The sequence below is a fragment of the Corynebacterium sp. HMSC064E10 genome, from assembly GCF_001812505.1.
Taxonomy (GTDB): domain Bacteria; phylum Actinomycetota; class Actinomycetes; order Mycobacteriales; family Mycobacteriaceae; genus Corynebacterium; species Corynebacterium amycolatum.
In genome coordinates, this window is record NZ_KV809171.1 from 91,402 (window position 1) to 116,615 (window position 25,214).

The following is a 25,214-nucleotide window of genomic DNA, read 5'->3' on the forward strand; positions in this document are numbered from 1 at the left end:
ATTATGCGGGAAAACTGTTGGAATCTGTGGGGAAAAGTGTGGCTACCAGGGGTAACCAAAGAGGTTTGAGTCCGTCGTGAGATGTAAGGTGACTCACAATAAGATGAAAATAATGATTTGGGACTCAGCGGGATTGGAAGCTCAGCATGATCTTGAGCCTCCGGCAGTCCAATGGCTCGAGCCAAGTCAACGTTCAAATAAGTCAACGATTAAGCGCAGTGCGAGAAAGGAACGTCGGTGAGCGATAAGAACGCCCAAGCGTCCACCAACAACTCCGCAGTCCTGATTACTTCAGTGGACCGCGCGGACGATCTACAGGATGTCATTACGGCATTGTCTGAGGCACTGGGTGGGGCACGTTGCCTCCACACTGTCGGTGGGGCTCACGGCGCCACTGTGGATCAGGTTGTTGTGGATCCGGAATCCGCGCTTGACACCATCGTCAGTGCTGTTGAGGCTGACCGCGCTGCTAACGAGGGGGCGGCTGTTCTGACCGGCTCCGGCAACCTCGATTTTGACTTCCGCATTGCCACCGTCGCCGGTGCCGGTGTCATCGTTGTCGCTGGTGGCGAGGGCTGCCACACAGAGGCCGCGAAGGCTCGCGTTCGTTTGGCGCTCAGCAGTGCAGCTCAGCGTCACAGCGAGGTACTCGCTGTTGTTCTCACAGGGGAGGAAGCAGCCGAGGCTGCTAAGACTTTCGAGCTCGACGTTCCCGTTGTTGCCGTTGACGATGCTGAGGGGCTTCGCAAGGTCGTAAGCCGCGAGGTCACCGCAGTGATGACTCCACAGCGTTTCCAGTGGTGGCTGTTGCAGCGCGCCAAGGCTGATAAGCGCCACATTGTGCTGCCAGAGGGGGACGATGACCGCATTCTTGAGGCCGCTGATTACCTCCTGCGCGAGGACATCTGTGAGCTCACTATCCTCGGTGACCCGGATCCTATGAAGGCGCGCGCCGCCGAACTGGGTTTTGACATCGACGCCGCCCATCTCTGGAACCCACAGACCTCCGAATATGTTGAGCAGTTCGCGGAACAGTTCGCAGAGATGCGCAAAGCCAAGGGGGTCACGCTGGAGCAGGCCCGTGAGACGATGCAGGACATCTCCTACTTTGCGACGATGATGATTCACAACGGGCTTGTCGACGGCATGGTGTCCGGTGCAGCCCACACAACTGCGCACACCATTCGTCCGTCCTTGCAAATCATTAAGACCAAGCCGTCGGCTTCCACGGTGTCGTCGCTGTTTCTCATGGTTATGGACAACTCGCTGTGGGGTTTTGCGGACTGTGCGGTGCTGCCGAAGCCGGCTCCGGAACAGCTGGGTGAAATCGCGGTAGTATCCGCCGAGACTGCAGCTTCCTTCGGTATCGACGCCCGCGTTGCCATGCTGAGCTACTCCACTGGAGCATCCGGCACAGGTGAGGATGTTGACCGTGTGAAGGCGGGCCTGGCCAAGGCCAAGGAGCTGGCTCCGGACCTCGCCGTCGATGGTCCGCTGCAGTTCGATGCTGCTATTGACCCGTCTGTGGCTGCGAAGAAGATGCCGGATTCCTCCGTTGCGGGTAAGGCAACTGTTTTCGTGTTCCCGGATCTGGACGCCGGTAACATCGGGTACAAGATTGCCCAGCGCTGTGGTGGTGCATTGGCAATCGGCCCGATTCTGCAGGGCTTGAACAAGCCGGTCAACGACCTTTCCCGTGGTGCCACGGTGCCGGACATCATCAACACGGTTGCAATTACCGCTATTCAGGCTGGAGGAAACTAATTATTATGTCCCGTCACGTACTTGTTTTGAACTCCGGTTCCTCCTCTATCAAGTTTCAGCTGGTAGATCCGGAGAAGGACTCAACGCAGCCGCCGTATGTCTCCGGTCTGGTGGAGCGCATTGGTGAAGAAGACGGCATTATTAATCTGAAGTTCTCCGGACAGAAGATTGAAATCACTGAGCCTATCGCTGACCACGCCAGTGGCCTTGACCGCGCGTTCGAGCTGATGGATGAGCACGGTGTTGGTCCGGAGTCGGTGGATATTGCCGCCGTCGGTCACCGTGTCGTTCACGGTGGTCGCCTGTTCTCTGGACCGGAGCTGATTACCGACGAGATCGTCGGCATGATCCGCGATCTTATTCCGCTGGCGCCGCTGCACAACCCGGCCAATATCGTAGGCATCGAAGAGTCTCGCAAGCTGCTTCCCGACGTGCCGCACGTCGCCGTCTTCGACACTGGTTTCTTCCACACCATGCCACCAGCTGCTGCTCTGTACCCGCTAAATGCAGAGGTCGCATCGAAGTTTGATATCCGTCGTTACGGCTTCCACGGCACCTCGCATGAGTTTGTTTCCAAGCAGGTGCCGGACCTTCTGAATAAGCCGGCAGGGGAAATCAACCAGATTACGCTGCACCTGGGTAACGGTGCGTCGTGTGCGGCTATCCGAGGTGGCCAGGCGGTGGATACCTCGATGGGGCTGACCCCGCTGGCTGGTCTGATGATGGGCACTCGTACCGGTGACATTGACCCGGGCGTCATCTTCCACCTCTACCGCAACGGCATGAGCATCGATGAGATCGACAATCTGTGCAACCGCCAGTCCGGTTTGAAGGGTGTCTCTGGTGTCAATGACTTCCGAGTCCTGCAGGAGCGCATGGATGACCACGACCCGGATGCTTGGGCTGCATACCAGATGTACGTTCACCAGCTGCGCCGCTACATCGGCTCGTACATGCTGATTCTCGGTCGCCTCGACGCTATCACCTTCACTGCCGGTGTCGGCGAGAATCACGTCGGTATCCGCCGTGACTCGATGGCTGAGCTCGAGAACTTTGGCATCAAGATCGACGACGAGCGCAACTCCCAGCCGAATGATGGCCCGCGTCTGATCTCTGCGGATGACTCGAAGGTCAAGGTCTTCGTGGTACCGACCAATGAGGAACTGGCCATTGCCCGCTACGCAATGAGCTTCGTGGACTAGTTCCTTGGACTGGAACCCTGACGAGTAGGCAGGGTTTCGGTAACCCGTAATCGACGGCCGCCGTGTACCTCACCTGTTGAATCCGCGACTGTAACTCAACAAAAAATGAGCTCGCCCCACTGTCTTCCAAACTGGAAGAATCTAGTGGGGCGAGCTCATTCTTCACCGCCAGGGAAACTGCGCCTATGCCTCAATAGGCTCAGTCACCTGGTCATTATTTCAACGCATCAGCGCAGGTAACTACCAGATGTAGACGCCGTCGCCGACCTGCAGAGTGTTGAAGTACATCACGGCATCATCGTGATTCAGATGGATGCAGCCGTGGGACATCTGATTGACCGAACCCTCGTGGAAAGCCTCACCGTCGTTGGTGAAGTACACAGAGAACGGCATCGGACCGTTGTAAGGAACCGACCACTCATCGCGGACCTTGCGGGTAACGCTCAAGTGTCCACGGGTGGTTTCGTAACCTGGCATACCGGAGGACATGGGCACCGGGCCGTAGGTGATGTTGCCGTTTTCCTGCAGCCAGGTCTTCTGGTTAGCCAGGTCAACGCATGCGCGGGCGCTCGGCGGGCACGGGTTGTTTGGCTCTGGGCGTGGTTCAGGGCGTGGTTTCTGCTCTGGCTGTGGAGCGGGGGCAGGCGCCGGCTCAGGCTGCGAAGGCTTGTCTTGGCCCTCCAGCAAACCGAAAATCTCGTTGACGACGCGGGTGGCTTCGGTCTTCTGCGCAGCTGGCAGCGGCAGGCTGTCGATGGCGTTCAGCAGCTGAGTTTTGACCTTGTCCGCCACCTGCTTGTTGTTTTCAGCGAACTTGAAGTTTTCATTGATTAGGGTGACGACCGAATCCGGCAGCTTCACCGAAGAGGAATCCAGAACCTCAGAGAGCTCAGGAGCAAGGTCGCCCGGGTTCAGAGTCGAGATCTCCGGCAGCTTGAGGTCCCGAACACTCTGGCTGAGCGACTGCAGGTCTGGGGAAACTGGCAGGGCAACGGCAGTGCCGGCCCCAATACCAAAGGCGGTGGTGAGAGCTGCAGCGCTGATGATGACACGCTTGGCGCTGCGGAAAGAGGATTTCGAGGAGGCAAACATAGAGGACATCTTAAACCACGAACGGCAATTCTCTCTTTATTCACCAATTCTGGGGTGGCGTTCACCCCACAACCGCATGTTTGACCAGGTTCAGTAAAGAGTTGGTACAGAGCTAACGCCAAGTTCGTGGCCGAATGAGATTTGCGATATCCACCAAGTTGTAGCGGTGTCGCGGAAACTGTGAAGAGCGCGCCAGCATCCGTAAGTCTTTTTCCAGTCCTTCACGCAGGCCAGCCACGGTAAAGGGCGCATCGAAAAGACCATTGGAGCTAGCTGCATGGTCGAGGTTCGAGCTGCGCAACCAGTTCAGCGCGGACGCCATCACGGCGATGCGCAGCTGCGGCATGCGCGGTTCATTTGTTGGTAGCTCCACCAGGCGACGCGCAGCACGGCGAATTCTCGATTCGGTCAACTCGGAGGGCATCCCGGAGGTGAGCATCAGAATCGTCGTCAAACGTGCCATGCGATGGTGGCGGGAGTTACCGGGAACGCGGTCAAGCTGGGAGATAGCCATTTCGTGTTGGCGCTCAGAGGCCAGCTGACGAGCTAGCCCGAAGGCGGAGGATACCGTCGTCGGGTTGGCCGCCCACACGACGGCGTAGAGACGCAGGGTGTTGAAACGAATTGTCTGAGGCGACAGGGACTCGCTGGCCCAGGCCGGGGAGAAGATTTCGGGCGTATCGGCAGCGACATTATCCAGCGCGCTGCTCAAGTTCGCGGCGGCGCGGGCGACAGAGGGCTCGAGGAGAGATGCGTTGGCGATGCCCAAGCGCTGTTGAATCAACTCGAGAGTCGCTGCCAGCGCCAACTTCGGGGCGGGCTCACCGGGAAGCATTGTCAGCACGTGGTGGAACGAGGTGAGGGCATCGTTGAATTGGTCGAGAAGCAGATAAGTCACGCCCTCGTACCAGTGGTAACGCCAATCGCGCTGCAAGCGTTCAGAGACATCGCAGAGGCTGTCGCGGGCCTCATCAATTAATCCGAGGTCCAGTTTCGCACGCACGATGCCCAGCGGAATTTCCACCGAAGAACCATACTCGGGTTCGGACAGTGCGTTGGTCAGTGTTTCGATTAGTTCGTTGGGTTCCGTAAACGACGAGGCGCTCAGGATGCGCGCACCCGGATCTGTCGGGTTAATCAGTGGCACAGGCAGCGCGAAGGTCACTTCTTGCGGAGTGATTTCCACGCCTCGGGTGATGCCGTCGACAAGCTGGTCGGTGCGGAACACCAGGTGCTTGGTGCCGTACGTGGAACGCTGCGGCGAGAAATTCGACACCGCCTGTGGGAATTGCACGCCGTCGCGCACCGCCAGAATCTCGCGCAATACGCCGATGAGCTGCACACTCATCTCTTCGGCAGAACCGAAGCGAGCCTCCGGATCTTCGTGGCAAGCGCGCAGTAGAAAGCGGTAGAGCGAGTAAAAACGGCGGAACAGAGGCTCTTCGACAGGTGAGGGCAGTCCCGGATCGTAGACGCCGTTGGTCGCCGGCAACTTCAGAATCAGCGAGGCCAGCGTGCGGCCGACAGTGTAGATATCACTGGCAATCGTCGGTCCCGTCGTAGCAATCTCCGGCGCCTGGAATCCGGGCGTGCCGTAGATATGGCCGTAGGCGCCGATGCCGGTGACCGCGCCAACGTCGATAAGCGTGACATGGTCTTCGCTGAGCAGCACGTTGTCCGGCTTCAAATCGTTATAGACAACGCCGCGCGAGTGCAGGTAATCCAGCGCGGGTAGTAGCTCCAGGATGTAGCCAATCGCCAGGTCACAGGGCATGACGCCGTCAGGGTAGCTCCGTCGCTGTTTGCGTAACGACGGGCCGCCGACGTACTCCATCACAATGAAGCCGGTGGCGCTGTTGGCGTCCGTCTCATCGATGAAGTTGATGATCTTCACAATTCCCGGATGCGAGATTTCCGCGAGGAACTCGCGTTCTGCCTGGACTACGGCGAAATCCTTCTCGTTTTTCGCTGCCATCATGCCCTTGAGCACGACCCAGCGATCCGAGACATTGTGGTCAATCGCCAGATAAATCCAGCCGAGACCGCCATGGGCAATCGGGCCCACAATTTCGTACTGATCCGCCACGATATCGCCGGGTTTCAGGCTCGGCGTCGGCTTATTCGTCGCGCGAATCTTCTCATCACTCATTACTGCATCGCGCGGATCCTGCGTTGTGATGTACGGCAGGTGCACCATGCCGTCGGCGACGGTGCGTCCACGGTGCGCAGTCGATCGCTTCCGGCGAAAGTCCTCCAACGCTTTCCGGTGCGAGGCCATCGACGGATCTGGTGTCTGGGTGCCGGGTTCGGTCGTCACGCTTGACGACGAGCCCCCGCGCCCCAACAATTCGGCGATATCGAACTCTTCGTCATCGTCATCATCGTCCGCAAAAGGGTCGAAGGCGACAGCGGCAGTGCCGGGCGCTTGTTCGTCGTCTTCATCGGCGAATGGGTCGAAGGCGACGGCCTGAGTGGCAGCTGCCTCTGCCTCTGCGTGAGCATCCTCCTGGGGCGCTGGCGTGTATTGCGGATGCTGGGCTTGCTGGGCTTGCTCGGAGTACTGGTTTTCATCGCTCATCGGTTATCCACCTCGCCTTCTGGAGCAGCTTCCGGTGTGGGGGAGATTCCAAGTATGTCTTCGTCGTCGCCGTACTGTGGCGATGGCTGTGTACCACTTGGTAGGAAGGGGCCGAACCAGGTGTCGTAGAGGGACTGCCAGGTGCCATCGGTTGCCATACGCTCCAGGGTCGCGTTGATTTGGCGAACTAGGCCTGGGTTCCCCTTGGATACACCGGCCGCGTAGCTTTCCTCGTTCAAGCCCCGCTGGACAATCGCGGTGGCCGGATCTTGGTCGTTGATACCAGCGAGGATGGTGTCATCGGCAACGACAATCTCTGCCTGGCTGTTTTGAAGTGAAATGAGGCAATCCGACCAGTTGCCGACCAACAGCAGCGTATTGTTCGGCGAGAGCCGTCGAATCAAATCCTCGGTAGTAGATCCCCGGGAGACGCAGATGCGACCGTCCTTGACGTCCTCGGGGGAAGCATCGCCACCCGGTGAAGAGACGAGAACTCCAGCTCGTGCTGTCAAATACGGTGCGGAGAACAGCACCTTTTCGCGCCGGGCATCGGTGACCGTCATAGTGCGCAAAACGACATCGACGGTGCCGTCTTCGAGTGCGGCGGTGCGTTCGTTGCTGTCGACGAACCGAAACTCGACAGCATCGGGATTGTCAAAGATGTCCCGGGCAATCTCCTGTGCCAGGGATACCTCAAACCCCGAAAGCTCTCCGGTGCTGAAGTCGCGGAAGCTGAGCAGGTTCAATGATTGGTCAACACCAACGATGATGCGACCGCGCTGGTAAATCTCCGGGATTCGCTCTTCCGGCGTTTGGTCATCGGGGGCGAGTGTGGACAGATCTGGCGTGTTGGCTTCTGTCGCAGGCTTCCTCGAGGAGGCTTTGTCGTAGAACGCGCCCGGTGGCAGGGGAAAGTCACCGGTGGCCTCCAGGATTGTGCGCGAGTAGGGATCGTCGGCAAGCGAATCGGTCGCGCAGGCACTGACGGTGAGGCCCGCGATGGCGAGTGCACCAAGGACGGCTCTGCGCCGCCAGCCGGCGAGACCGCGGAGCGATGGGGAGAACGGAACGATCATAGGTACTCCAGAAGCCGGTGTCGGAAGCCGAAAACAACCAGAACTGCCGCGATGACGGTCAGTGTAACCGTGGCGAGAGACAGTGCCGCGATAGCGCGACGGGATCGGTCGAGGTTCTCACGGGCGGTCAAGCGGGACTCGGCGATGGAATTCTGTAGCGACTCATCGACCTGGTTGAACGCAGCCGCCGACGAGCTGGCATTATCCACATCGGTCGCGATGCGAACCGCACCGGCGTAGTCGCCTGAACTCAAGTGCTCCATCATTAGGTTGTGACCGGACTCCCAGCTGTAGATACCGTGGATGGCGGCTCTGATATCATCGTCCGGTGCATTGGCGTCCACTCTTTCCAGCTCGCCGACCAGGGTGCGCACCGACTGCGAGAAGGACTCCGCATCCGCGGGCTGACGGCGCACTAAGCCGAGGGTTTCGCTGGCGCGTAGCTGCTGGGCATCAATGCGCACTTCGGTTAGGGCATGAACATCCGGGCGCTGCTCTCCGAAGAGAGAGTTGGACTGCCACGGCTGAGTGGTGGCAATTCCCACACCGACAAGCGCGATGGCCATCAGCATGGTTGCACCAAACAGGCCGACGTTGAATAGTCGACCGGTGCGGCGAGTCAGCCACCACTGCGTGATTAGCAGCATCAAAATTGCCGCTGCCAGGCCTGACATCGGAAAAAGAGGCGGCTTTGATAGTTGGCGCTGCTCATCATTAGTGGTGGTACTGGTGCGTTCGTAGAGCGATTTTGCAGCTGGCAGAATCTGGACCTGCATCAAGTTTGAGGCAGAGGCGAGGTACGCGACACTGACGGGATTGCCCTGGCGCGCATTCGCGCGAGCTGTCTCGACCATGCCGGTGTAGACCGGCAACAGCCGCTGTACAGTCGCGATATTCTTCATCTCTGGGGCATCGACGTTTTCAATGCCCGTAGCTGCGCGGGTAGCGGACATGGATGCTTGTGCGATGACATCGTCGAAGTTGCTGACCAAGTCCTGGCTGCTGTTGAGTGTGCCGCGGGAAAAGGCGGTGTTGGCCGACGCATCGGCAATCGTCAGCGAGGCATAGAGATTCTGCGAGGCATTGGCCATCGGCTCGCTCAGCTGCGAAATTCGGGTGAGCTGCTGCTGGCGTTGCGAGGTTGTTTGCCACATGGATAGGCCGGCGGCCAGAATAGCGACGATGAGGATGAGGGCGACTGTGGTCAATCGGCCCGGCGACGTCATCAAAAATGACGCTGACCGGCGCACATACGTGGCCGACGGGCCGAGCTTGTCATAGAGACGCTCACCGAGAAAACGTGTCAATCTCCGGTTGCGCGGGCCAATTTCCAGGGCATCCACGCGCAGGTCGGTATCACGCGGAGAGTCTGCTAGGGCTGTTGGGGTTGCGGCCGTTGCTGGGGCATTAGCCGAGGACTCTGTAGTTTCCAGAGCAGTTGATGGTGCCGCACTCTCGGTAGCCGGGGTGGTGTCGGGAGTATCTTTCGATTCCTTTGCCGCCTGAGCCGCAGTGTGTGTGTCTAAGCTTTCGCCACCGGGAGTGGTGCGACCGCTGAAACGAGTTCGGCGTGGAGCACGATTCTTGCGGTGGAATGGGTTTCGGTTTTTGTCGTGGGCACGGGAATGAGGCGCACTTGAAGTGGTTTCACCCATGTGCACGTGTCCTTCCGACGTGACCGAAGTCGCCTGCGACAATCTCTCCGCTCAGAGCAACGTTAGTTCCTTGCAAATCTTAGTCGCTCGGGCTTGTGACGGAAAACACAAGGGTATCTGGCGTAGGGTGGAGACATGCTTCAGGATGGAAATGGTTGGGCAGCCGGCCCCAGCGGTACGCGCTGCTGGGGACGCTTCGGAGCTGCAGGGCTGCTGATTGTGAGCCCTCAGCGCACTGTGCTTATGCAGCATCGAGCTGACTGGACATCGTTCCCCCTAACGTGGGGTGTTCCTGGTGGGGCTTGTGATTCTCATGAGACTCCTGAGGCGACCGCGCTGCGTGAAACGGCTGAGGAAACTGGGCTGCTGGAGCATCAGCTTCGCATCCTCGACACGCAGGTCACCACCGGTCCCTTCCCGGCCGATCCGGATCGCCCCGAGCTCGCCGGCGGCTGGAAATACCACACGGTCTACGCACTAGCTGCCGAAGAGCTGGAGACGAATCCGAACGAGGAGTCCCTAGAGTTGCGCTGGGTTCCGCTTGACGACGTCGACAGCCTCGATCTGCTGCCGCCTTTTGTGGAATCGTGGCCCCGGGTGCGCGCGCACCTCGAGAAACTGCTGGAGGCCCTTGACTAGGTGTCGGCTTCGCACCTACCGGCGCTCCCTGCGTCGACTACTTGGAGTCGGCAACTGCTGCCGCGCCAGCGGCCAGCGCGGTGACGGTTAGGACGGACGGCCATGCGCCAATCTTCTTAGCCAGCGGGTGTGAGAGGCCGAAAGCGCCGAGGTAGGCGGCCACTAGGCCAGCGGCTCCCAGGGCGCCGGTCTTTGCGTTCCAGGTGCGTGCTGCGTATGCGCCGGCGGCACCCAAGATGACGCCACCGAGCGGACGAATGCCTGTTTCGCGAGCGGTGAGCCAGCCGCCGATGAGGCCAGTGGCCACGAGCGGAGCGGTCTTTACGTCTTTTGCCTTCTTCAAAGTAATAGCCATAAGCATCATCGTACCTAGTAAGAAGGGCTTGGCGGCGCGCTTTTAGAACGGCTCCTGGCGGCGCTGGTGCTCCTCAACATAGCTTTCCGAGTGCTCCGCCAGCTTCAGTAGCGAAGGCAGTGCCTTAATTAGCGCACGAACGTCCTTTTGCGACATTGTCCGCACAATTTCGTACACCAGCGCACCCCAGTGGTCGATAAGTTGCTCCAGCAGCGTCTCGCCATCGCTGGAGACATAGAGGTTCTGCGCACGGCGATCCTTTGCATTGTTCTCGCGTTCAATCAGTCCGTTGTCGAGTAGACGGCGAACTGTTGCCGAAACGTTGGATGGGCGTAGGAAACGCAGGCGTGCAATGTCGGATACGCCGCAGCCCGGGTGGGTTGAAATAAAGTGCAGTACTTCCATTTCCGACTGGGAAATGTCCATCCTGGCATTCGGGCGCTCACCGAGGCGGCGAGTCGACGCAAGGAAGTCATACAGGCCGATGGAAATCTTCTGCACGCTTTCGCGCAGGGATTCATCGGACTCAGTCGAGTCATCCGCGGTGGGGAAGCCGCTCGCTGGCTCCGGGGTAGTGGTGCGCTGAGGGGAGCGTGCAGAAGTCATGATCTTCCTTCCCGACGTAATGAATTGATGTTCTGATTAAACACCTTATATCGTCGAAATAACTTTCTGTGGTGAAAATTTGTAGATTGAACAAAAAGTTAGGCTCATAAGTGCTGTGCGGGTGCTTTATCGCCCATTTCTGCCCCTGATTTTAGGGGCTGGCAGCAAAGACTCCGCTTTACGACGGCCCCAGCGACACCCCTAGCAGGAACTAGGCCTACGCGCTTTTCCGCCCGTTTATTTACACTTCGTAATCCACAATCACCGGAGCATGGTCGGATGCGCCTTTGCCCTGACGCTCTTCGATGTCGATGAATCCGGCGGACGCCTTTGCCGTGAGGTCGGGGGAGGCGAGCTGGAAGTCGATGCGCATGCCCTCATCCTTGAAAAAGCGGCCAGCCTTGTAATCCCAGTAGGTCCACTGGTTTGGGGTGAATTGGCGAGTCACTTCCTTCATACCCGCCTGCTCCAGCGCATAGAAAGCTGCGCGTTCAGGCGGTGTGACATGTGTTTTCCCTGCGAAGGCTGCCATTGACCAGACATCGCCGTCGGTCGGGGCAATGTTGAAGTCGCCGCCCATCATGAAGGTGGCCTCCGGGTCGTCGTCAAGCGTGGCGATGATGTGCTGACGGAGCCGCTCCAGAAATTCGAGCTTGTACTCGAAGTGCGGGTCGGTGATGTCGCGGCCGTTCGGGATGTAGAGGCTATGGACGCGCACGCCACCGCAGGTAGCGGCGATATGGCGGGCCTCCAATGCGGGAGTTGCGTCGGGGTCCTTGTTGAAACCGGGCTGACCGGGGAACTCTGCCTGGATGTCCTCAAGGCCGACGCGGGAGATGATGGCAACGCCATTCCACTGATTCAGGCCGTGGTGGGCGACTTGGTATCCCAGCTCTTCAAAAGCAGCGGTGGGGAATTGGTCGTCCTTGCACTTGGTTTCCTGGACGGCCAGGACATCAATGTCATTCCGGCGCAGCATTTCCACCATTCGGTCGAGGCGAGTTCGAGCCGAATTGACGTTCCAGACACAGATTCGCATATCAACGATTGTAAAAGGGGAACGAAACGGCGGCCTTATGCGTTGAACAAAGCAGTGACAAAATAAGCGGACAAAAGCGAACAAGGTGGGCGGAAGCCCGGTAGGAAAGGGAGTTTCGAGGTTGGCTAACTGGGACGATCGCCGTTACGGCGGCGAGTACAGTCCGACGGATTACCTGGGTAGTAGTGGCAGGAACGTTTATCGGGAACACGACGCATATGCGGCGTACGATGCGGCAATGCCGTATCAGGAAGTGCCATATCCGGTAGCAAACATTCCGGTCGGCTATGAAAGCGGGTACCCCGCTAGCTATGGGGCGTCTTCCTTCGGTGCGCTCAGTGCTAATCCCAAAGTCGCGCCGCTGACCGCTCAAATGGCGGTACACCTCGGCTTTGACCCCAATCTGGCCAATGGCTCAGTGGCACGTCGTGGTGGTGCGCTGTTGGTGGATTCTGTCATCTACACTGCATTGATCGCCTCCATTGCAGTTCTCACTAGCATCGTGGGGGCATCGGACAGCGGCGTAATGGTGATGCTGATCAGCCTCTTCCTCGGTCCCGGTGGTTTTTACCTCTACCGCGTGGCGGGGGACTCCATCTTCGACGGGTCGCCGGGTAAACACGCCATGGGCATGAAAATCGAAGGTGCACACGGGATGCCAGTCTCAGCCCGCGATGGTTTTGTGCGCAATGCCTGGATTCTGCCGTCGATGATTCCGGTCGCCGGTTGGTTTGTCTCTGCGGGCCTGGCCGGCTGGATTGCAATGGCTGCCTCACGTGATCCACTGGGGAGAGGTCGCCATGAGCTTTCGGTCCACACCCGTGTGGTGGAAAAGCCGGAGACGCGCGAGCTGCAGCGCGGGCAGCGCCGCATGGACTATCGCATGGGCAGCAAAGAGCAGCAGGGCAAGCAGCTGAAGCGGATTAAAGGGGTTAAGCGCGGGAAGTAGGGCGATTAGGGCGAGCAGGGCAGGGCCGAAACGTGAGCCCCGAAACCTAAGCCTCTGTCAGCTCCGCATAGCGGTGTCGGTGGTGCTCGGTAAAACCGAGTGTCCGGTATAGCGCAATGCCAGCCTCATTTGAGCCCAATACCTGCAGATATGCAGAATCTGCCCCGTGTTGTGCGCCCCAGTGCATCATGTGAATTCCCAGTAGGGTGCCAAGTCCTCGGCGGCGCATATCGGCTGCGACTTCCACAGCGGAGAACCCGAGCCATACACGGCCGTCGTCCGATTCGGTCAGCGTGCCGCGCGTAATGGCTACCGTGCGTATGCCTTCAGGCGCATTGTTGTCAGGCACTTGCAGGCGTCCGAAGCACATGCGGCCATCAATTTCATTGCGCAGGAACTGCAGCGCATGCTCGGGCAGCGTGGTGCCGCGGAAATGGTAGAGCCCCAGCCAGTCGTCGTCAGGTTGATCAGCGATATCCACCTGCACGTCTGCAAGCTCGACGCTGTGCTCATCGAGCACCTGTTCGGCGCTGTGCTCATCAAGCACCTGTGCTGCGCCGTCCGATTCAGCTGCCAATTCAGCAGGCGGCAAATCCCCATCGAGTGCGCGCGTCATAACCGTAATGTCCGGCCCGACCGTCCACTCCGGCCCCGCGACCAGTGCCTGTGCCGGTTTGGCGATTCTATCCGGAATCGCAATCCGCACCGGCAAATCGTGGGAATCGTAAAACGACTTAATCTTCTCCAACGGCACCGGCTGAGTGCTGGCTCCGGGTTCGAGCGGCAGCGCAGAGTTGGAACGCTCCGTAATGCCATCGCCGGCTCGCAGCAGCCAGCCCGACTCCACCACATGCGCGATACCCGGGAAGGCCTTCGCTGTCGCAGTTTCCACGGCGCGAATATCCGAATTGCGCACCGGATGATCCGGCAGGGCCTTCACAATCAAAATGTGCTTATCGCTAAAGTCCACCGCTGCCACGGATTCGTCGGCACGCACGCCAGCACGAACCTGCGGACGCACGACGAACGGATCCATGCTGAGCACATGCCCAATGACGTCCGTAGTCTTCTTGCCGCTGGTCAGCGCCTCTTCATCGGTCAGCGCGCGCCGCACAATGACACGACGTCCCACCGCCACTTCACCGACGCCCCAGCGGGAAATCGGTAGCTTCTGTGCTGCACTTTCGCTTGCCGACGACTCCAATTGCCTATCCGCCACGATCTAATCCTCGTGGCCGAACGGGTCTGGATCCACGCCCGGCATCCAGGTCAGGCTGCCCTCGGTCCAACCGGCGCGCTTGATTTCCTTCTTGGCCATGCGCTTCCAGCGGCCCGTGAGACAGTCGGTGTAAAGGAACCCATCTAGATGGCCGACCTCGTGCTGCATGCAGCGAGCGAGGAAACCGGTGGCCTCGATGCGGACCTCTTCGCCGTTTTCATCCAGGCCGGTGACGACAGCCTTCTCCGCGCGGTTGGTGGGGAAGGACAGGCCGGGTACAGAGAGGCAGCCTTCGTCATCGGAGCCGTCGTCGTTAGGCATGGTCTTCGGGATTTCACTGGTGGTCAGCACCGGATTGATGACGCAGCCGCGGTGCCAGACATCGTCGTCATCGGGGCAGTTGTAGACGAACAGGCGCTTGCCGACACCCACCTGGTTGGCAGCCAGCCCCACACCGTGGGCGCGGTCCATGGTTTCGTACATGTCCTCGATGAGCTCGCGCAGCTCGGAGACATCCTCGGTCACCGGCTGGGTAGGAGTGTGGAGAACGGGGTCTCCGGCAATCACAATGGGACGGATAGTCATGCCGCTGATTCTACTCGGCGTCCATGTTTTCTAAATCGCCTGGTGATGTCCGAGTTGTGTCAGGGAGTTGTAGGTGGGGCGTAGGTGAGGCTGGGTGGCTAGATCTGACGATGTATCTTCACTAAGTATCTGCATAGACAGTGTCGTGCAGAATAGAGGATCAGGGCGAGCGAGAAGGAAAGCGGGGTGCGGAAAGTGGTGAGCAAGGAGCCCATAGGTGGCAGCCACGAACCTGAGGCCGAGCGGCGGCTTGACTCATCCGAGCATCTCGGACTCGTGGGTGATACCAGCGGCATTGAACCCGTTTTGGCTCAGAAAATGCTGGATTTTGAGAAAGAATGGCTGAAAGTTGCCCGCCGTGGACCGCGTATGGCCGGTGCGCGACAGGAGGCAATTCGACGTCGCTTTGCCGAGGACTTCGGCAACAACACAATCCGCTACCACCAGGTACTTTCGCGACTTCTCGACTCTCCAGCAGCCGAAGCAGCCGAACCCGTGTTGGTTCATCGGCTGCGCGCCGTGCGGGACAACCACGACGCATAAGGTTCAAGTTTCACTTCACGGTTCGGCGGCAGAACATATAGGATGTGGGATGTGTCTGACCAACTAAACCCTCAGAATTCGCCGCGTCCGGGCCGTCATCGACTCGATGACGACTACGACGACTTCGATGAGTACAGCGATTACGCGGAGGCTCCCGCCGCTGGCGGCGCTCACGCGTACTCCGAGCCGTCGGATGCTCAACACGCAGCTCCCAGATCTGCGGCCCCGGCCGCTGGCGCAGCCGCTGCTGGTGCTACCGCTGCCGCCACTACCGGTGCTGGCTCTCGGGCTGCTGCTAGTAATTCCGCAGCTGCTGATGGTGCTGATGACGGCGACATCGGCGACGGTGCCGGTGATGGCCGCTACATGCGCGTTCTCGCTATCGTGCTGCTCGCTATCGGCGTGTGCCTGGTCGCCTACGGTGCCTACGCACTCAGCACGCGTGGCGACGATGCTGAGAACACCGGCCCGAATGACACCTCGGCATCCGCTCCGGCTGACTCTGGTGCGCCTGCTGAATCGGCCAACGGCAGGGATCCGGCAAAGGATGGTGCTGCTGGAGATGCTGACGGCGAGGTCCTGCCGCCACCGGCAAATGAGCCAGGCAAACCGGTTCCTCCCGCGGAGAATCCGCCGGCACAGGATGAGGCCAACGAAGCGCCACAGATTGACCGCAAGACTGTCAAGGTCAGTGTCCTGAACAACTCTGAGGTCGTGGGCCTTGCCGATGACCTGTCCAAGCAGATGGGCGAGCAGGGATGGGGTGCCGGCGAGACCGGCAACGCTCCTGAAGAGAAGATGGGTGTGTGGGAGAAGACCACCGTCTACTTCGACCCGAGGAACGAAGAGGAAAAGGCCGCTGCTGAGCAGATTGCGCACGACAACGGTTGGGAAGCCGCACCTCGCGATGACCGTCTCCGGGACGCTCCGGCGGGAATCGTCGTGGTCGCCACTGACCCGGCTCACTAGACTCCCGGCCCACCGGACTTCGGTCTCTCACTTAGGTCTGCGGCCTAAGCGTCAAGACCTGCCGCCGTGGTACGAAGCCCCCCCCCATAGCTTCCCAAGCCCCGCGTAAGCCACACATTTCATGGCCTACGCGGGGCTTTTGCATATTTTGCAGTCTCAAACAGATCACGGCTGAAAAAGGGGTACTAGTATTCTGCTAGTAGCCAGTGAGGTCTGTGAGGTTTTTATGTTCGCCGTAATGCGTCGTCGCGTTGCTGTCGCCACCGCGTTGGGTTGTGCTGCAACACTGTTGGTTTCCTGCTCAGGGGTTGAATCCAGCAGTGACAAAGACGGGAACGCGGACGCGTCGTCAAGCACTGCGCCAGTGAGCGTAGATCCGGCTGCACCGAAGCTGACCGAGCGAGTCAGCGCCTATAACTTCATCCGCACAAACGACGACGGATCAATGAAAATGCTGGCAACTGTGCAGGTCATGAGTGCCAAGGGGTGGATGGGTCTCTCCGACGAAAAAGGTCAGTTCACTACCTTGGATAAGGGTAAGTACACAGTGCAGGCGCGCGGTGCATCTGGCTGCAGTGGCATAGGCAGTCCCGCAGCTGAGGGGTTAGGTGTTATCGGTGAAGTGCACGTCGATGACAAACGGAATGCAGATGTCTGGAACGTTCCGTCCAAGGTGGATGAAGACAGTTTCACCACAGTTGCGCTTGTCGATTCCAACGGTGACCTTGCCTCCTGCGCAAAAACCGTCACCTGGACGGAGCCAACTGAGGAAAACGACTCCTAGTGTGAAAAAATAGCGGTATGACTGAGCAATTTTCCGGATCGGCGCAGCCATCTCTGGGAGTGGAATGGGAAGTGGCGTTCGTTGACCGACGAACGCGCGACACCGCCCCCGCTGCCGCCGAGGTGCTCGACATCATCGATGCGGAGCATCCCGGACATGGGCTCCAGCGCGAGTTCCTCGCCAACACTGTAGAGCTCGTCACCGGTGTGCACATGAACGTGCCCGATGCCGTAGCGGAGCTCCAAAGCCAGCTGGATATGGTTCTCGACGCCGCTGACCGCGTTGGGGTGGATGTGTGGTCATCGGGCTCGCATCCGTTCGCCCGCGGTACTGCTCAGCAGGTCAGTGCCAAGGGGCACTACTCCGAAATCATCAACCGCACTCAGTGGTGGGGGAACCAGATGATTATCTGGGGAGTCCACGTCCACGTAGGCATTAAAGACTCCGAACGCGTTTGGCCGATTATTCAGGCTCTGGCAACGAAGCTGCCGCACATGTTGGCGCTGTCTGCCTCCTCACCGGCCTGGAACGGCGAGGACATGGGTTACGCTTCCAACCGAAGCCTGCTCTACCAGCAGCTTCCCACCGCGGGTCAGCCGCCGGCGATTTACACCTGGCCCGAGTGGGAGTCCTACATGCACGACCAGTCCCGCTCCGGCGTCATCAACCACACCGGCTCGATGCACTTGGACATCCGCCCGGCATCAAAGTACGGCACCGTTGAGATTCGTGTCGCCGACGCCACCTCTAACCTGCAGGAACTCGCCGCTATCGTGGCATTGACGCACTGCCTGACGGTTTACTACGACCGCATGTGGGAGGCTGGCGAGGAACTACCGTCACTGCAGTCCTGGCACATCGCCGAAAACAAGTGGCGCGCCGCTCGCTATGGGATGGACGCGCTGGTCATCGTCAATCGCGATACCGACGAGCGGTGGGTTCGCGATGAACTCTGTGAGCTTGTGGTTCAGCTCGCCCCGCTTGCCGACGAACTGGGCTGCCGAGCCGAACTGGAATTCATCAACAACATCGTGGAAATGGGCGCGGCATACGAGCGTCAGCGCACTGTGGCGGATGCGGCCGGGGCGCTGCCTTCGATGGCTACCGAGGACGACGTACGGGCGAACGAAGAGCGCATTGGCCACACCCCGTGGCGGGCCGCTGTGGATCTTGCAGTGCAGGAACTGCGCGCCGGGCATCCGATAGCGCCTGCAGATTTCCACGAGCAGGTAGACGACTAGCCGTCGTTAAGCGGTGTGTGCCCAGACATAAATTAGTGACTAGGCCTATAGCACTTTTGGGGTGCATAAACCTAGCCACTAACTGAAGAAAGGCGCCCCCCTGGGCGGCCCCGGTCGAACCCGGTTCCGCTCCAGGTCGGAGTCCAATCTTGACGGGGAGTGTCCTCTCGTTATTCCCGGCTGTCATCGCGGGCGAGGCTGTCCTCGTCGACGAGCCTCTCCTTGAACGCCTCGTGGCCAACGCGGTTACTAACAATTGGCGATGTACCCAGAGCAAACAGGATAATCAGGGTCAACAGAGCCAAGTCACTACTAGTAGTTGTGTGAGCTGACGCGTGCGTGGCGACGTGCAAAAGCGAACCCGACAGCGTCAGAATTAGCCCCAGCGTTTGTGGCTTGGAGGATGCGTGCATGCGACTGATGGTGTCGCGGAAGCGTATTAATCCCACGGACGCTGCAACGCACAGTAGCATTCCGGTGATAATGAGTGCGATGGCGATAATGTCTGCCACGAGAATCATTTGGGCTCTCCCTTCACTGTTTTCGGAGCTGCTGTCGGTGTTGCCTTAGGCGCTGCTTTCTGTGCGGTTTTCTTTGTGGCGGCCTTTCCGGCTGCTTTCGCCACACCCTTTCGGGAGCCCTTCGCGGGCTGCTTTCCGTCATCCGGAACACGGAACTTGGCGACCGCCAGCGAAGACAGGAAACCGAGCAGCGCAATGATGAGCATTGGGTAGACCACCGAAGTGTCCAAGCTCCAGGCCATGAACGCAGCGAGCATGCCCTGCAACATTGCAGTCATGGACTCCAGGGCCACCAGGCGGTCCAGCGAGTTTGGTCCTGCGATCATGTGCCCGAGGGTAATCATCACCGCAATGAAATAGCCTGCAGCAGCTACGCCGAGCAGAATGTTAAAAACTTCCGGGTTCATCGACTGCTCCTTTCTCCCCTTTTTCGCTGCTCGTTTCGCCTTGCTCGTGGCTTTTCGCACTGCTCGGCTGCTCTTCGCCAGAGCCTGGCTTAGTCGGTTGCTCATGTACATCGCGGTTCTCAAACGCGCGAATCACCCGTCGCTCGATTCGAGTCAGCTGGTTGATTTGCTCGGCTACCTTGCTCGTCGACGACGCGTCGAGAATGTGCATGGTCAGCGTCTTTTCCCGCTTGTCGATGTCCACGATGATTCCGCCCGGCTGCAAGTTAATCAGTGCCATTGCAGTCGTGAGCGAAATATCGTCATTGGTACGCATAGGGACCTTGATGATGGCCGTCGGTGGTGGATCAGCTCGTCGGATGGCCAGCCAGGAGACACTGATAGAGGCCTTCACAAAGTCGATTGTCCAGGAACCGAACAGTCGCACCATGCCACCGAAGTTGATGTCCAGCGCGCTGTTTGGCGGAATAGGCATGGCGAGGTTGAGCAACGTGGCTACCAGAATCCCTGAAAGCACATTGGCAAATGTCACTTCGCCCCACAGCATGACCCAAATAATCAGCGTGAACAGGAACAGCAGGATTGAAATACGCGGTGGTCGTTTTGCGGCCACCTTGGCGCGAGCTTTACTCATGAGCTTTCACCTGCTCCTTCCAACGTGCTGGTGGGACGTTCGGTCACCGGGTCCGACTCCCACGGGCTCTTGGTGCGGCCTGGGTTCTTCAGCTGCTCCAGTCCCTTGTCATCGGCCGAGTCGATACCGAGAACTGCCGCGCGGTAGTCATCAACATTCGCGACGTTGCTTGCCGCTTCGGTAGCCACATTAGACAGCGGTCCGGCCAGAAGAGTCACGCCCACAGAGGCAATCACCAGTAGGGCCGTCGGCATCACCATGCCGAGTGGCATCCTGCCGACGTCATCACGATCTGCGATAGCGACCATCTGCGTCCTTTCCCGGAGTGCGGCTGGCTGCGCCAGCACGGTGTCACCTTCGGGGGCATCGGAACGGTCGCGCCAGAAGGCCTTCGACCAGACGAGAATCATGGTGTAGAGGGTCAGCAGGCTGGTGATAATCGAACCCGCAACCAGAATCCACGCGGTGGCGGAGCCGTCTTGGGCACCCGCCTCAATCAGCATGACTTTGCCCAGGAAGCCCGAGAACGGTGGGATACCACCGAGGTTGAGCGCGGGCACGAGGTATAGCAGCGCCAGCAGCGGCGAGGATTTGGCCAGGCCGCCCAGGCTGCGTAGGGAGGAGGAGCCCGCCTGGCGTTCGATAAGCCCGACCACCAGGAACAACGCCGTCTGCACCAAAATGTGGTGGACGATGTAGAAGATTGCGCCGCCGAGTCCCAGCGTATTGCCGACGGCAATACCGAAGATCATGTATCCGATGTGGGACACCAGCGTAAATGACAAGAGACGTTTGATGTCATTTTGGGCCATGGCGCCGAGAATGCCCATGAGCATTGTCGCTAGGCCGGCCCACATCAGGACGTCGTCAAGCCTGCCGTCGGGGAAGACGACACTGCGCGTGCGGATGATCGCGTAGACACCCACCTTCGTCAGCAGACCCGCGAAGACTGCGGTGACCATGGACGGTGCGGTGGGGTAGGAGTCTGGCAACCACGCCGACAGCGGGAACACCGCCGCCTTCACTGCGAAGGCGACGAGCAGCACGGCGAAGATCGCGGTGCGGGTGCCATCGGGAATGTCCTCCATACGCAGGGAAATATGCGCGAAGTTCACCGTGCCGACCGCTTGATAAACCAGGCCAATCGCCAGCAGGAACACCATCGAGGACAGCATGTTGACCATCACATACGACACGCCTGCGCGAGTGCGTGACGACGAGGCCCCCAGCGTGAGCAGCACGTAGGAGGCTACGAGCAGAACCTCGAAACCGACATACATGTTGAACAGGTCGCCAGCCAAGAAGGCCATTGAGACGCCCATGTTGAGCAGCATGTACGTCGGAACGAAGACGGAGATCGGCTCATCTTCGTCACCATCGCTAATACCCTGGCCGATGCCGAACCACATCACGGCAAAGAGGACCAGCTGAGAGACGGTAATCATCAACACTGCGAGGTTGTCGGCTACGAGCGTGATGCCGATTGGTGCGTCCCAGCCACCCACCTGGACAGTGTGGACGCCGTGCGCGTAGATGAGATACACCAAGGCGCTGGCGACTCCCAGCAGACTGCCGAGCGAAAACAGCGCGATCGCCTGCTGTGCTTTGGGGAAACGCGCCAGCAGCAGAGCAATTGCGGCGGTGGCGGCGGGGACGATGATAGGCAGCGGAATTAGTGCGAGAATTAGTTGCTCAGTCGTCATCGTCGTCACCTCCTGGGGAGTTTGATGGCGGGGTCACGGGCTTTTCGAAACTGGCCGGACCGAAGCTATCGCCGGCCTCTGTGGGTCGACCGGTGGTGGGGTCGTCGGATTTGTCGTGATCCGGAGCAGCTGATGGGTCGCTGGCCCGACGCATTGCCAGGCTGCGGTCCTCGTGGTCATCTTGCACGTGATCGCCGATGCGGTAGCGGTGCTGGCGATAGAGCAGAGCCAACAGGAATGCGGTCATGCCCATGGAAATAACAATCGCGGTGAGGATGAAGGCCTGAGGCAGCGAGTCGGCCTGGGCATCGCTGACTAGCGATTCTCTATCCCAAATCGGTGGCTGCCCCGGGGAACCGGAACCAAGCAGGATGAGCAGGTTGATACCGTTGCCCATCAGCAACAGTCCCATGAGCATCCTTGTCAACGAACGATCGAGGAACAGGTACACCCCTGTAGCGATCAGTGTGCCGACAGTAGCTAGCAGAACAAAATTGAGAATCACTGGTGAGTGTCCTTTCCTTCGGTCCTAGCTGGGGATGTCGTTTCTGAGGCCTCTGAGGTGGCTGTGTTGGCAGAGCCTGCGGGTTTAGTGCCGGCAGGTTTAACGCTTGCGGGGTTAGCGCCTGCGGACTTAACACCTGCGGGCTTAGCCGCCGCCAACTTGCTGCGCAGCTGGCGGGACTGACCGAGTGCGGCTCGATTCACACGACGTGAACGATTGCGCTCAGCGCGAAGGTTTATCTGAGCATCGATGCCACCGCCCAAACTGCGCAGGATGTAGACAATCGTGCTAACCACAATCATGTACACACCCAGATCAAAGAGCATGGGGGAGACAACAGTGACATCGCCGAGCAGCGGAATTTCCCGCGAGCCATACGTAGAAGTTAGCGGTGCCCACCCCACAAACAGTGGCCACAACGCGCTGAGTGCCGACACCAGCAGACCGCCGCCGAGAAGTATCTCGTTAGGAATCGGCAGAGTTGCCGCCAACTCACGACGACCACCGATGAGATAACGCATGGTCAGTGCCAGCGCAGTCACGAGACCACCGGCGAAGCCACCGCCGACATCGTTATGGCCGGCAAAAAAGAGATAGAAGGAAACCACCATCATGGCGGGGAAGAGCACGCGCGATGCCACCAGCACCATGATCGGGTAGCGCAACCGCTCGGCTTCACCGGACTCATCGAGAGTGTTCAACCAACGGTTGGTGCGGCGAGCTCGATTCCGCTGCGGCTTAATCTTTGAACGCATATGCATGGTATGCGTGCGGAAGACCAGTGAGGTAATCCCCAGAGCCACCATCACCAGCACGGTGATTTCTCCAAAGGTATCCCAGGCACGGATGTCGACAAGAAGTACGTTCACCGCATTCTGGCCGTGCCCAATGTCGTGAGCCAGTGGCGGAATGTCGCCGGAGATTGGCTCAGTACGACGGGAGCCCATGGCGTAAGCGGCCAACACGGGAACCGTGACACCGACTGCAATGGCCAACCAAGCACGGTGTCGTGTCCACCTCGGGTTCGATGCCGGTGCCCGCGGGGAGAGCGTACGCAACACCAACACGAAAATAATCATTGAGATCGTCTCAACCAGCAGCTGCGTCAGAGCCAAGTCAGGTGCGCCGAACATGGCGAAGATAATGGCCAAGCCGTAGCCGGTCACGCCTACCAGGATGACTCCGGAAAGCCTGTTCTTCTGCCGGGTAGCGGCCAGCGCCGCGATAATCATGATGAGCGCAACTGCACCCTGCGGAGCTGAGTCCCACAGTTCCATTCGCAGCTCATCGCGCTCGCCGAGCAACAACGCACCGATGGACAGCACGATGAGGGTCAGCAAAATGACCGCTTCATTTAACGGGAGGGAACCACGCTGGGTCGCAGCAGTGACACGGAGAGAAAGACGGCGGGCCAAGTCCAGGATTCCGTCGTAAAGCGCATCGGCACTACCGAGAGCCGGTTGATCAAACTGCAGCTGACGCACCAGATTACGCTGCCAATGCATGATGGCACCCGCGAGCAGAATTGTGGCCGTCAGCGCCAGCGGAAGGGTGAATCCGTGCCAGAGAGCCAGGTGCGATTCTGCTTCCGTATTCGGGAATGCGCTGGTGAGGTAAGGCGAGATAATCGAGTCGAGGACGCGCGGAACCAGGCCGAAAACCAAACCTGCCAGCGCGAGCAGCCATGCCGGGCCAATCTGATCCCAGGTCGGGGAATCCATCTCGGCGACGGCAGGAGAAGTGCCACCACCGCTGGCGTGCGTGCTGGACTTGGTCGCAAAAGCGGCACGCAGTAGGTACAGAGAGTACGCCACGGTCAGAATCGATCCCACGACCAGGCCAATGGTGGTGAACACCGACGGCATTCCGTGCAGCGGCTCGGCATTGAGCGTGGCCTCCAGCGCCGCTTCCTTCGCGACAAAGCCGAAGAACGGCGGCACACCCATCATCGAGGCGGCAGCGAGAATCGAAATCACCAGCAGCTGTGGCGACTTTTTGCCCAGCCCGGAGAGCTTACGGATATCGCGCGTACCAGTCAGCCTGTCAATCGTTCCCGCGATCATAAACAGCGTGGCCTTGAACATGGCGTGGCCGAGAGTCAGCGCCAGGGCGGCCAGTAGCGTCGCGCGGGTGCCTATCGACGCTACCGTGATGATGAATCCCAACTGGCTGACAGTGCCATACGCCATGATCAGCTTGAGATCCTTCTGGCGCAGAGCCATCCAGCCGCCCATGATCATGGTCAAAAGGCCGAGCGGGATGATGATTGGTTGCCACGCGCTGGTGGCGTTGAAAGTTGGCGCGAGGCGGGCGACCAGGAACACACCGGCTTTGACCATCGCTGCCGAGTGCAGGAAGGAAGAAACCGGGGTAGGGGCAGCCATTGCGCCGGGCAGCCAGAAGTGGAAGGGCGCGATAGCGGACTTAGAAAGTGCGCCGATGACCAGCAGGATTGCGGCTGTGGAGACTGCCGTGGAGTTCAACTGCGACACGGTCAGAGCACCAGGCGAGGTGAGTTCAGAGAAGTTCCAGAACCCGGTGGTCACTCCCATCAGGACGATACCGACCAGCATGATTAGCCCGCCAAGTGTCGTGACCAGGAGCGCCTGGCCTGCTGCGCGACGGGAGGAAGCTCGCTCGGCATAGTAGCCCACCAGGAGGAAGGAAATAACCGAGGTAATTTCCCAGAAGACAAACATCAGCATGATGCTGTCGCTGATGACCAGGCCGTACATAGCCGCGGCGAAGGCAACCATCTGGGCTGCGAAGGAGCCTATGCGACGGCGTTTTCCGGGCGGCGGATTGACGAAGTATCCGGAGCAATACACCAGTACGAGAAAGCCGATGGTCAAAACCAGTGTGCCGAAGAGCGATTCAATAGGGCCTAATCGCAGGTTTACATCCAAGTGGATAATGGGCATCCACGAAAAATGCGTGACGGCGGGTTGCGTGATCGCGGAAGTTTCCCCGTTTGCATTCGCTAGAGCTAAGCGAACCAGATGGGCGCCGGTGTAGATAGCGCCGCCTGCCAGAGGGAGGCTGAGAACGAGGAACCCGCGGGTTCCGAGCCACTTAATCGTCCATGGTGCAATCGCTGCCGTAAGGAACAGGATGCACAGGAGAGAAGTCACTATTCCATAATGAATGG

At 59.4% G+C, this 25,214-nt stretch carries 23 protein-coding genes; 8 read left to right on the top strand and 15 right to left on the bottom strand.

The window, feature by feature from the left end:
* Positions 1-438 precede the first annotated feature (438 nt).
* Together pta and HMPREF2860_RS00920 are read left to right on the top strand one after the other, a co-directional pair.
* Entirely contained in the window at positions 439-1,764 is a 1,326-nt protein-coding gene (pta, locus tag HMPREF2860_RS00915) for a phosphate acetyltransferase (protein WP_235191282.1), read from the top strand.
* A gap of 5 nt (positions 1,765-1,769) precedes the next feature.
* Positions 1,770-2,966, top strand: a complete 1,197-nt coding sequence (locus HMPREF2860_RS00920) for an acetate kinase (RefSeq protein WP_038626720.1) — start codon at positions 1,770-1,772, stop codon at positions 2,964-2,966.
* 240 nt (positions 2,967-3,206) lie between these two features.
* Here HMPREF2860_RS00920 and HMPREF2860_RS00925 read toward each other — a convergent pair whose 3' ends face one another.
* The 4 genes from HMPREF2860_RS00925 to HMPREF2860_RS00940 form a co-directional block, all read right to left on the bottom strand.
* Positions 3,207-4,058: a L,D-transpeptidase gene (locus HMPREF2860_RS00925; RefSeq protein WP_070628465.1), complete on the bottom strand. Its 852-nt coding sequence runs from the start codon at positions 4,056-4,058 to the stop codon at positions 3,207-3,209.
* A gap of 112 nt (positions 4,059-4,170) precedes the next feature.
* A complete protein-coding gene (locus HMPREF2860_RS00930) occupies positions 4,171-6,636 on the bottom strand; it encodes a serine/threonine protein kinase (RefSeq protein ID WP_038626716.1) in 2,466 nt (821 codons plus the stop codon).
* Positions 6,633-7,712, bottom strand: a complete 1,080-nt coding sequence (locus tag HMPREF2860_RS00935) for a glutamate ABC transporter substrate-binding protein (protein ID WP_070560428.1) — start codon at positions 7,710-7,712, stop codon at positions 6,633-6,635. The genes HMPREF2860_RS00930 and HMPREF2860_RS00935 overlap by 4 nt, the downstream gene beginning before the upstream one ends.
* On the bottom strand, positions 7,709-9,367 hold the full coding sequence (locus HMPREF2860_RS00940; RefSeq protein ID WP_070560431.1) for a hypothetical protein: 1,659 nt from the start codon (positions 9,365-9,367) through the stop codon (positions 7,709-7,711). The genes HMPREF2860_RS00935 and HMPREF2860_RS00940 overlap by 4 nt, the downstream gene beginning before the upstream one ends.
* A 135-nt stretch (positions 9,368-9,502) precedes the next feature.
* Here HMPREF2860_RS00940 and HMPREF2860_RS00945 point away from each other — a divergent pair, with 135 nt between their 5' ends.
* Positions 9,503-10,006: an NUDIX domain-containing protein gene (locus HMPREF2860_RS00945; protein ID WP_038626710.1), complete on the top strand. Its 504-nt coding sequence runs from the start codon at positions 9,503-9,505 to the stop codon at positions 10,004-10,006.
* A 37-nt stretch (positions 10,007-10,043) separates the two neighbouring features.
* Here HMPREF2860_RS00945 and HMPREF2860_RS00950 read toward each other — a convergent pair whose 3' ends face one another.
* The 3 genes from HMPREF2860_RS00950 to HMPREF2860_RS00960 form a co-directional block, all read right to left on the bottom strand.
* Complete coding sequence (locus tag HMPREF2860_RS00950; protein ID WP_172954624.1) at positions 10,044-10,361, bottom strand: hypothetical protein; 318 nt, start codon at positions 10,359-10,361, stop codon at positions 10,044-10,046.
* 42 nt (positions 10,362-10,403) lie between these two features.
* On the bottom strand, positions 10,404-10,967 hold the full coding sequence (locus tag HMPREF2860_RS00955; protein WP_016421518.1) for a MarR family winged helix-turn-helix transcriptional regulator: 564 nt from the start codon (positions 10,965-10,967) through the stop codon (positions 10,404-10,406).
* Positions 10,968-11,208: 241 nt separating this feature from the next.
* Complete coding sequence (locus HMPREF2860_RS00960; RefSeq protein WP_049181117.1) at positions 11,209-12,006, bottom strand: exodeoxyribonuclease III; 798 nt, start codon at positions 12,004-12,006, stop codon at positions 11,209-11,211.
* Positions 12,007-12,127: 121 nt separating this feature from the next.
* Here HMPREF2860_RS00960 and HMPREF2860_RS00965 point away from each other — a divergent pair, with 121 nt between their 5' ends.
* Positions 12,128-12,955, top strand: coding sequence for an RDD family protein (locus HMPREF2860_RS00965; RefSeq protein ID WP_222867038.1), 828 nt, complete (start codon positions 12,128-12,130; stop codon positions 12,953-12,955).
* A gap of 46 nt (positions 12,956-13,001) precedes the next feature.
* Here the strand turns inward: HMPREF2860_RS00965 and HMPREF2860_RS00970 are convergent, their stop codons facing one another.
* Positions 13,002-14,174 carry an N-acetylglutamate synthase, CG3035 family gene (locus tag HMPREF2860_RS00970; protein WP_083300202.1) on the bottom strand — a complete coding sequence of 391 codons (1,173 nt, stop codon included), beginning with the start codon at positions 14,172-14,174 and terminating at the stop codon, positions 13,002-13,004.
* Positions 14,175-14,177: 3 nt separating this feature from the next.
* The gene (locus tag HMPREF2860_RS00975; RefSeq protein WP_070628466.1) at positions 14,178-14,759 is read right to left on the bottom strand and encodes a peptide deformylase; all 582 of its coding nucleotides are present in this window, start codon (positions 14,757-14,759) and stop codon (positions 14,178-14,180) included.
* 198 nt (positions 14,760-14,957) lie between these two features.
* On the opposite strand from HMPREF2860_RS00975, the gene HMPREF2860_RS00980 reads away from it, so the two are divergent.
* From HMPREF2860_RS00980 to HMPREF2860_RS00995, 4 genes are all read left to right on the top strand, one after another.
* A complete protein-coding gene (locus HMPREF2860_RS00980; protein WP_239392993.1) occupies positions 14,958-15,302 on the top strand; it encodes a DUF3263 domain-containing protein in 345 nt (114 codons plus the stop codon).
* Positions 15,303-15,344: 42 nt separating this feature from the next.
* Positions 15,345-16,271 (top strand): LytR C-terminal domain-containing protein, encoded by a 927-nt coding sequence (locus tag HMPREF2860_RS00985; RefSeq protein WP_239392994.1) that lies wholly within the window; start codon positions 15,345-15,347, stop codon positions 16,269-16,271.
* Positions 16,272-16,497: 226 nt separating this feature from the next.
* Complete coding sequence (locus HMPREF2860_RS00990; RefSeq protein ID WP_070549995.1) at positions 16,498-17,055, top strand: hypothetical protein; 558 nt, start codon at positions 16,498-16,500, stop codon at positions 17,053-17,055.
* 17 nt (positions 17,056-17,072) lie between these two features.
* Positions 17,073-18,296: a glutamate--cysteine ligase gene (locus HMPREF2860_RS00995; RefSeq protein WP_070628467.1), complete on the top strand. Its 1,224-nt coding sequence runs from the start codon at positions 17,073-17,075 to the stop codon at positions 18,294-18,296.
* Between the two features lie 170 nt (positions 18,297-18,466).
* Here HMPREF2860_RS00995 and HMPREF2860_RS01000 read toward each other — a convergent pair whose 3' ends face one another.
* From HMPREF2860_RS01000 to HMPREF2860_RS01025, 6 genes are read right to left on the bottom strand one after another with little or no spacing between them, the layout of a single operon-like run.
* The gene (locus HMPREF2860_RS01000; protein WP_038626688.1) at positions 18,467-18,817 is read right to left on the bottom strand and encodes a monovalent cation/H(+) antiporter subunit G; all 351 of its coding nucleotides are present in this window, start codon (positions 18,815-18,817) and stop codon (positions 18,467-18,469) included.
* Positions 18,814-19,224, bottom strand: a complete 411-nt coding sequence (locus tag HMPREF2860_RS01005; protein ID WP_038626686.1) for a monovalent cation/H+ antiporter complex subunit F — start codon at positions 19,222-19,224, stop codon at positions 18,814-18,816. Before HMPREF2860_RS01005 ends, HMPREF2860_RS01000 begins: the two co-directional genes overlap by 4 nt.
* Entirely contained in the window at positions 19,205-19,858 is a 654-nt protein-coding gene (locus HMPREF2860_RS01010; protein ID WP_070628468.1) for a Na+/H+ antiporter subunit E, read from the bottom strand. The genes HMPREF2860_RS01005 and HMPREF2860_RS01010 overlap by 20 nt, the downstream gene beginning before the upstream one ends.
* Positions 19,855-21,561 (bottom strand): Na+/H+ antiporter subunit D, encoded by a 1,707-nt coding sequence (locus HMPREF2860_RS01015; RefSeq protein ID WP_070628469.1) that lies wholly within the window; start codon positions 21,559-21,561, stop codon positions 19,855-19,857. Before HMPREF2860_RS01015 ends, HMPREF2860_RS01010 begins: the two co-directional genes overlap by 4 nt.
* Positions 21,551-22,066 carry a Na(+)/H(+) antiporter subunit C gene (locus HMPREF2860_RS01020; RefSeq protein WP_038626682.1) on the bottom strand — a complete coding sequence of 172 codons (516 nt, stop codon included), beginning with the start codon at positions 22,064-22,066 and terminating at the stop codon, positions 21,551-21,553. Before HMPREF2860_RS01020 ends, HMPREF2860_RS01015 begins: the two co-directional genes overlap by 11 nt.
* Positions 22,063-25,197, bottom strand: coding sequence for a Na+/H+ antiporter subunit A (locus tag HMPREF2860_RS01025; protein WP_168164989.1), 3,135 nt, complete (start codon positions 25,195-25,197; stop codon positions 22,063-22,065). Before HMPREF2860_RS01025 ends, HMPREF2860_RS01020 begins: the two co-directional genes overlap by 4 nt.
* Between the last annotated feature and the right edge of the window lie 17 nt (positions 25,198-25,214).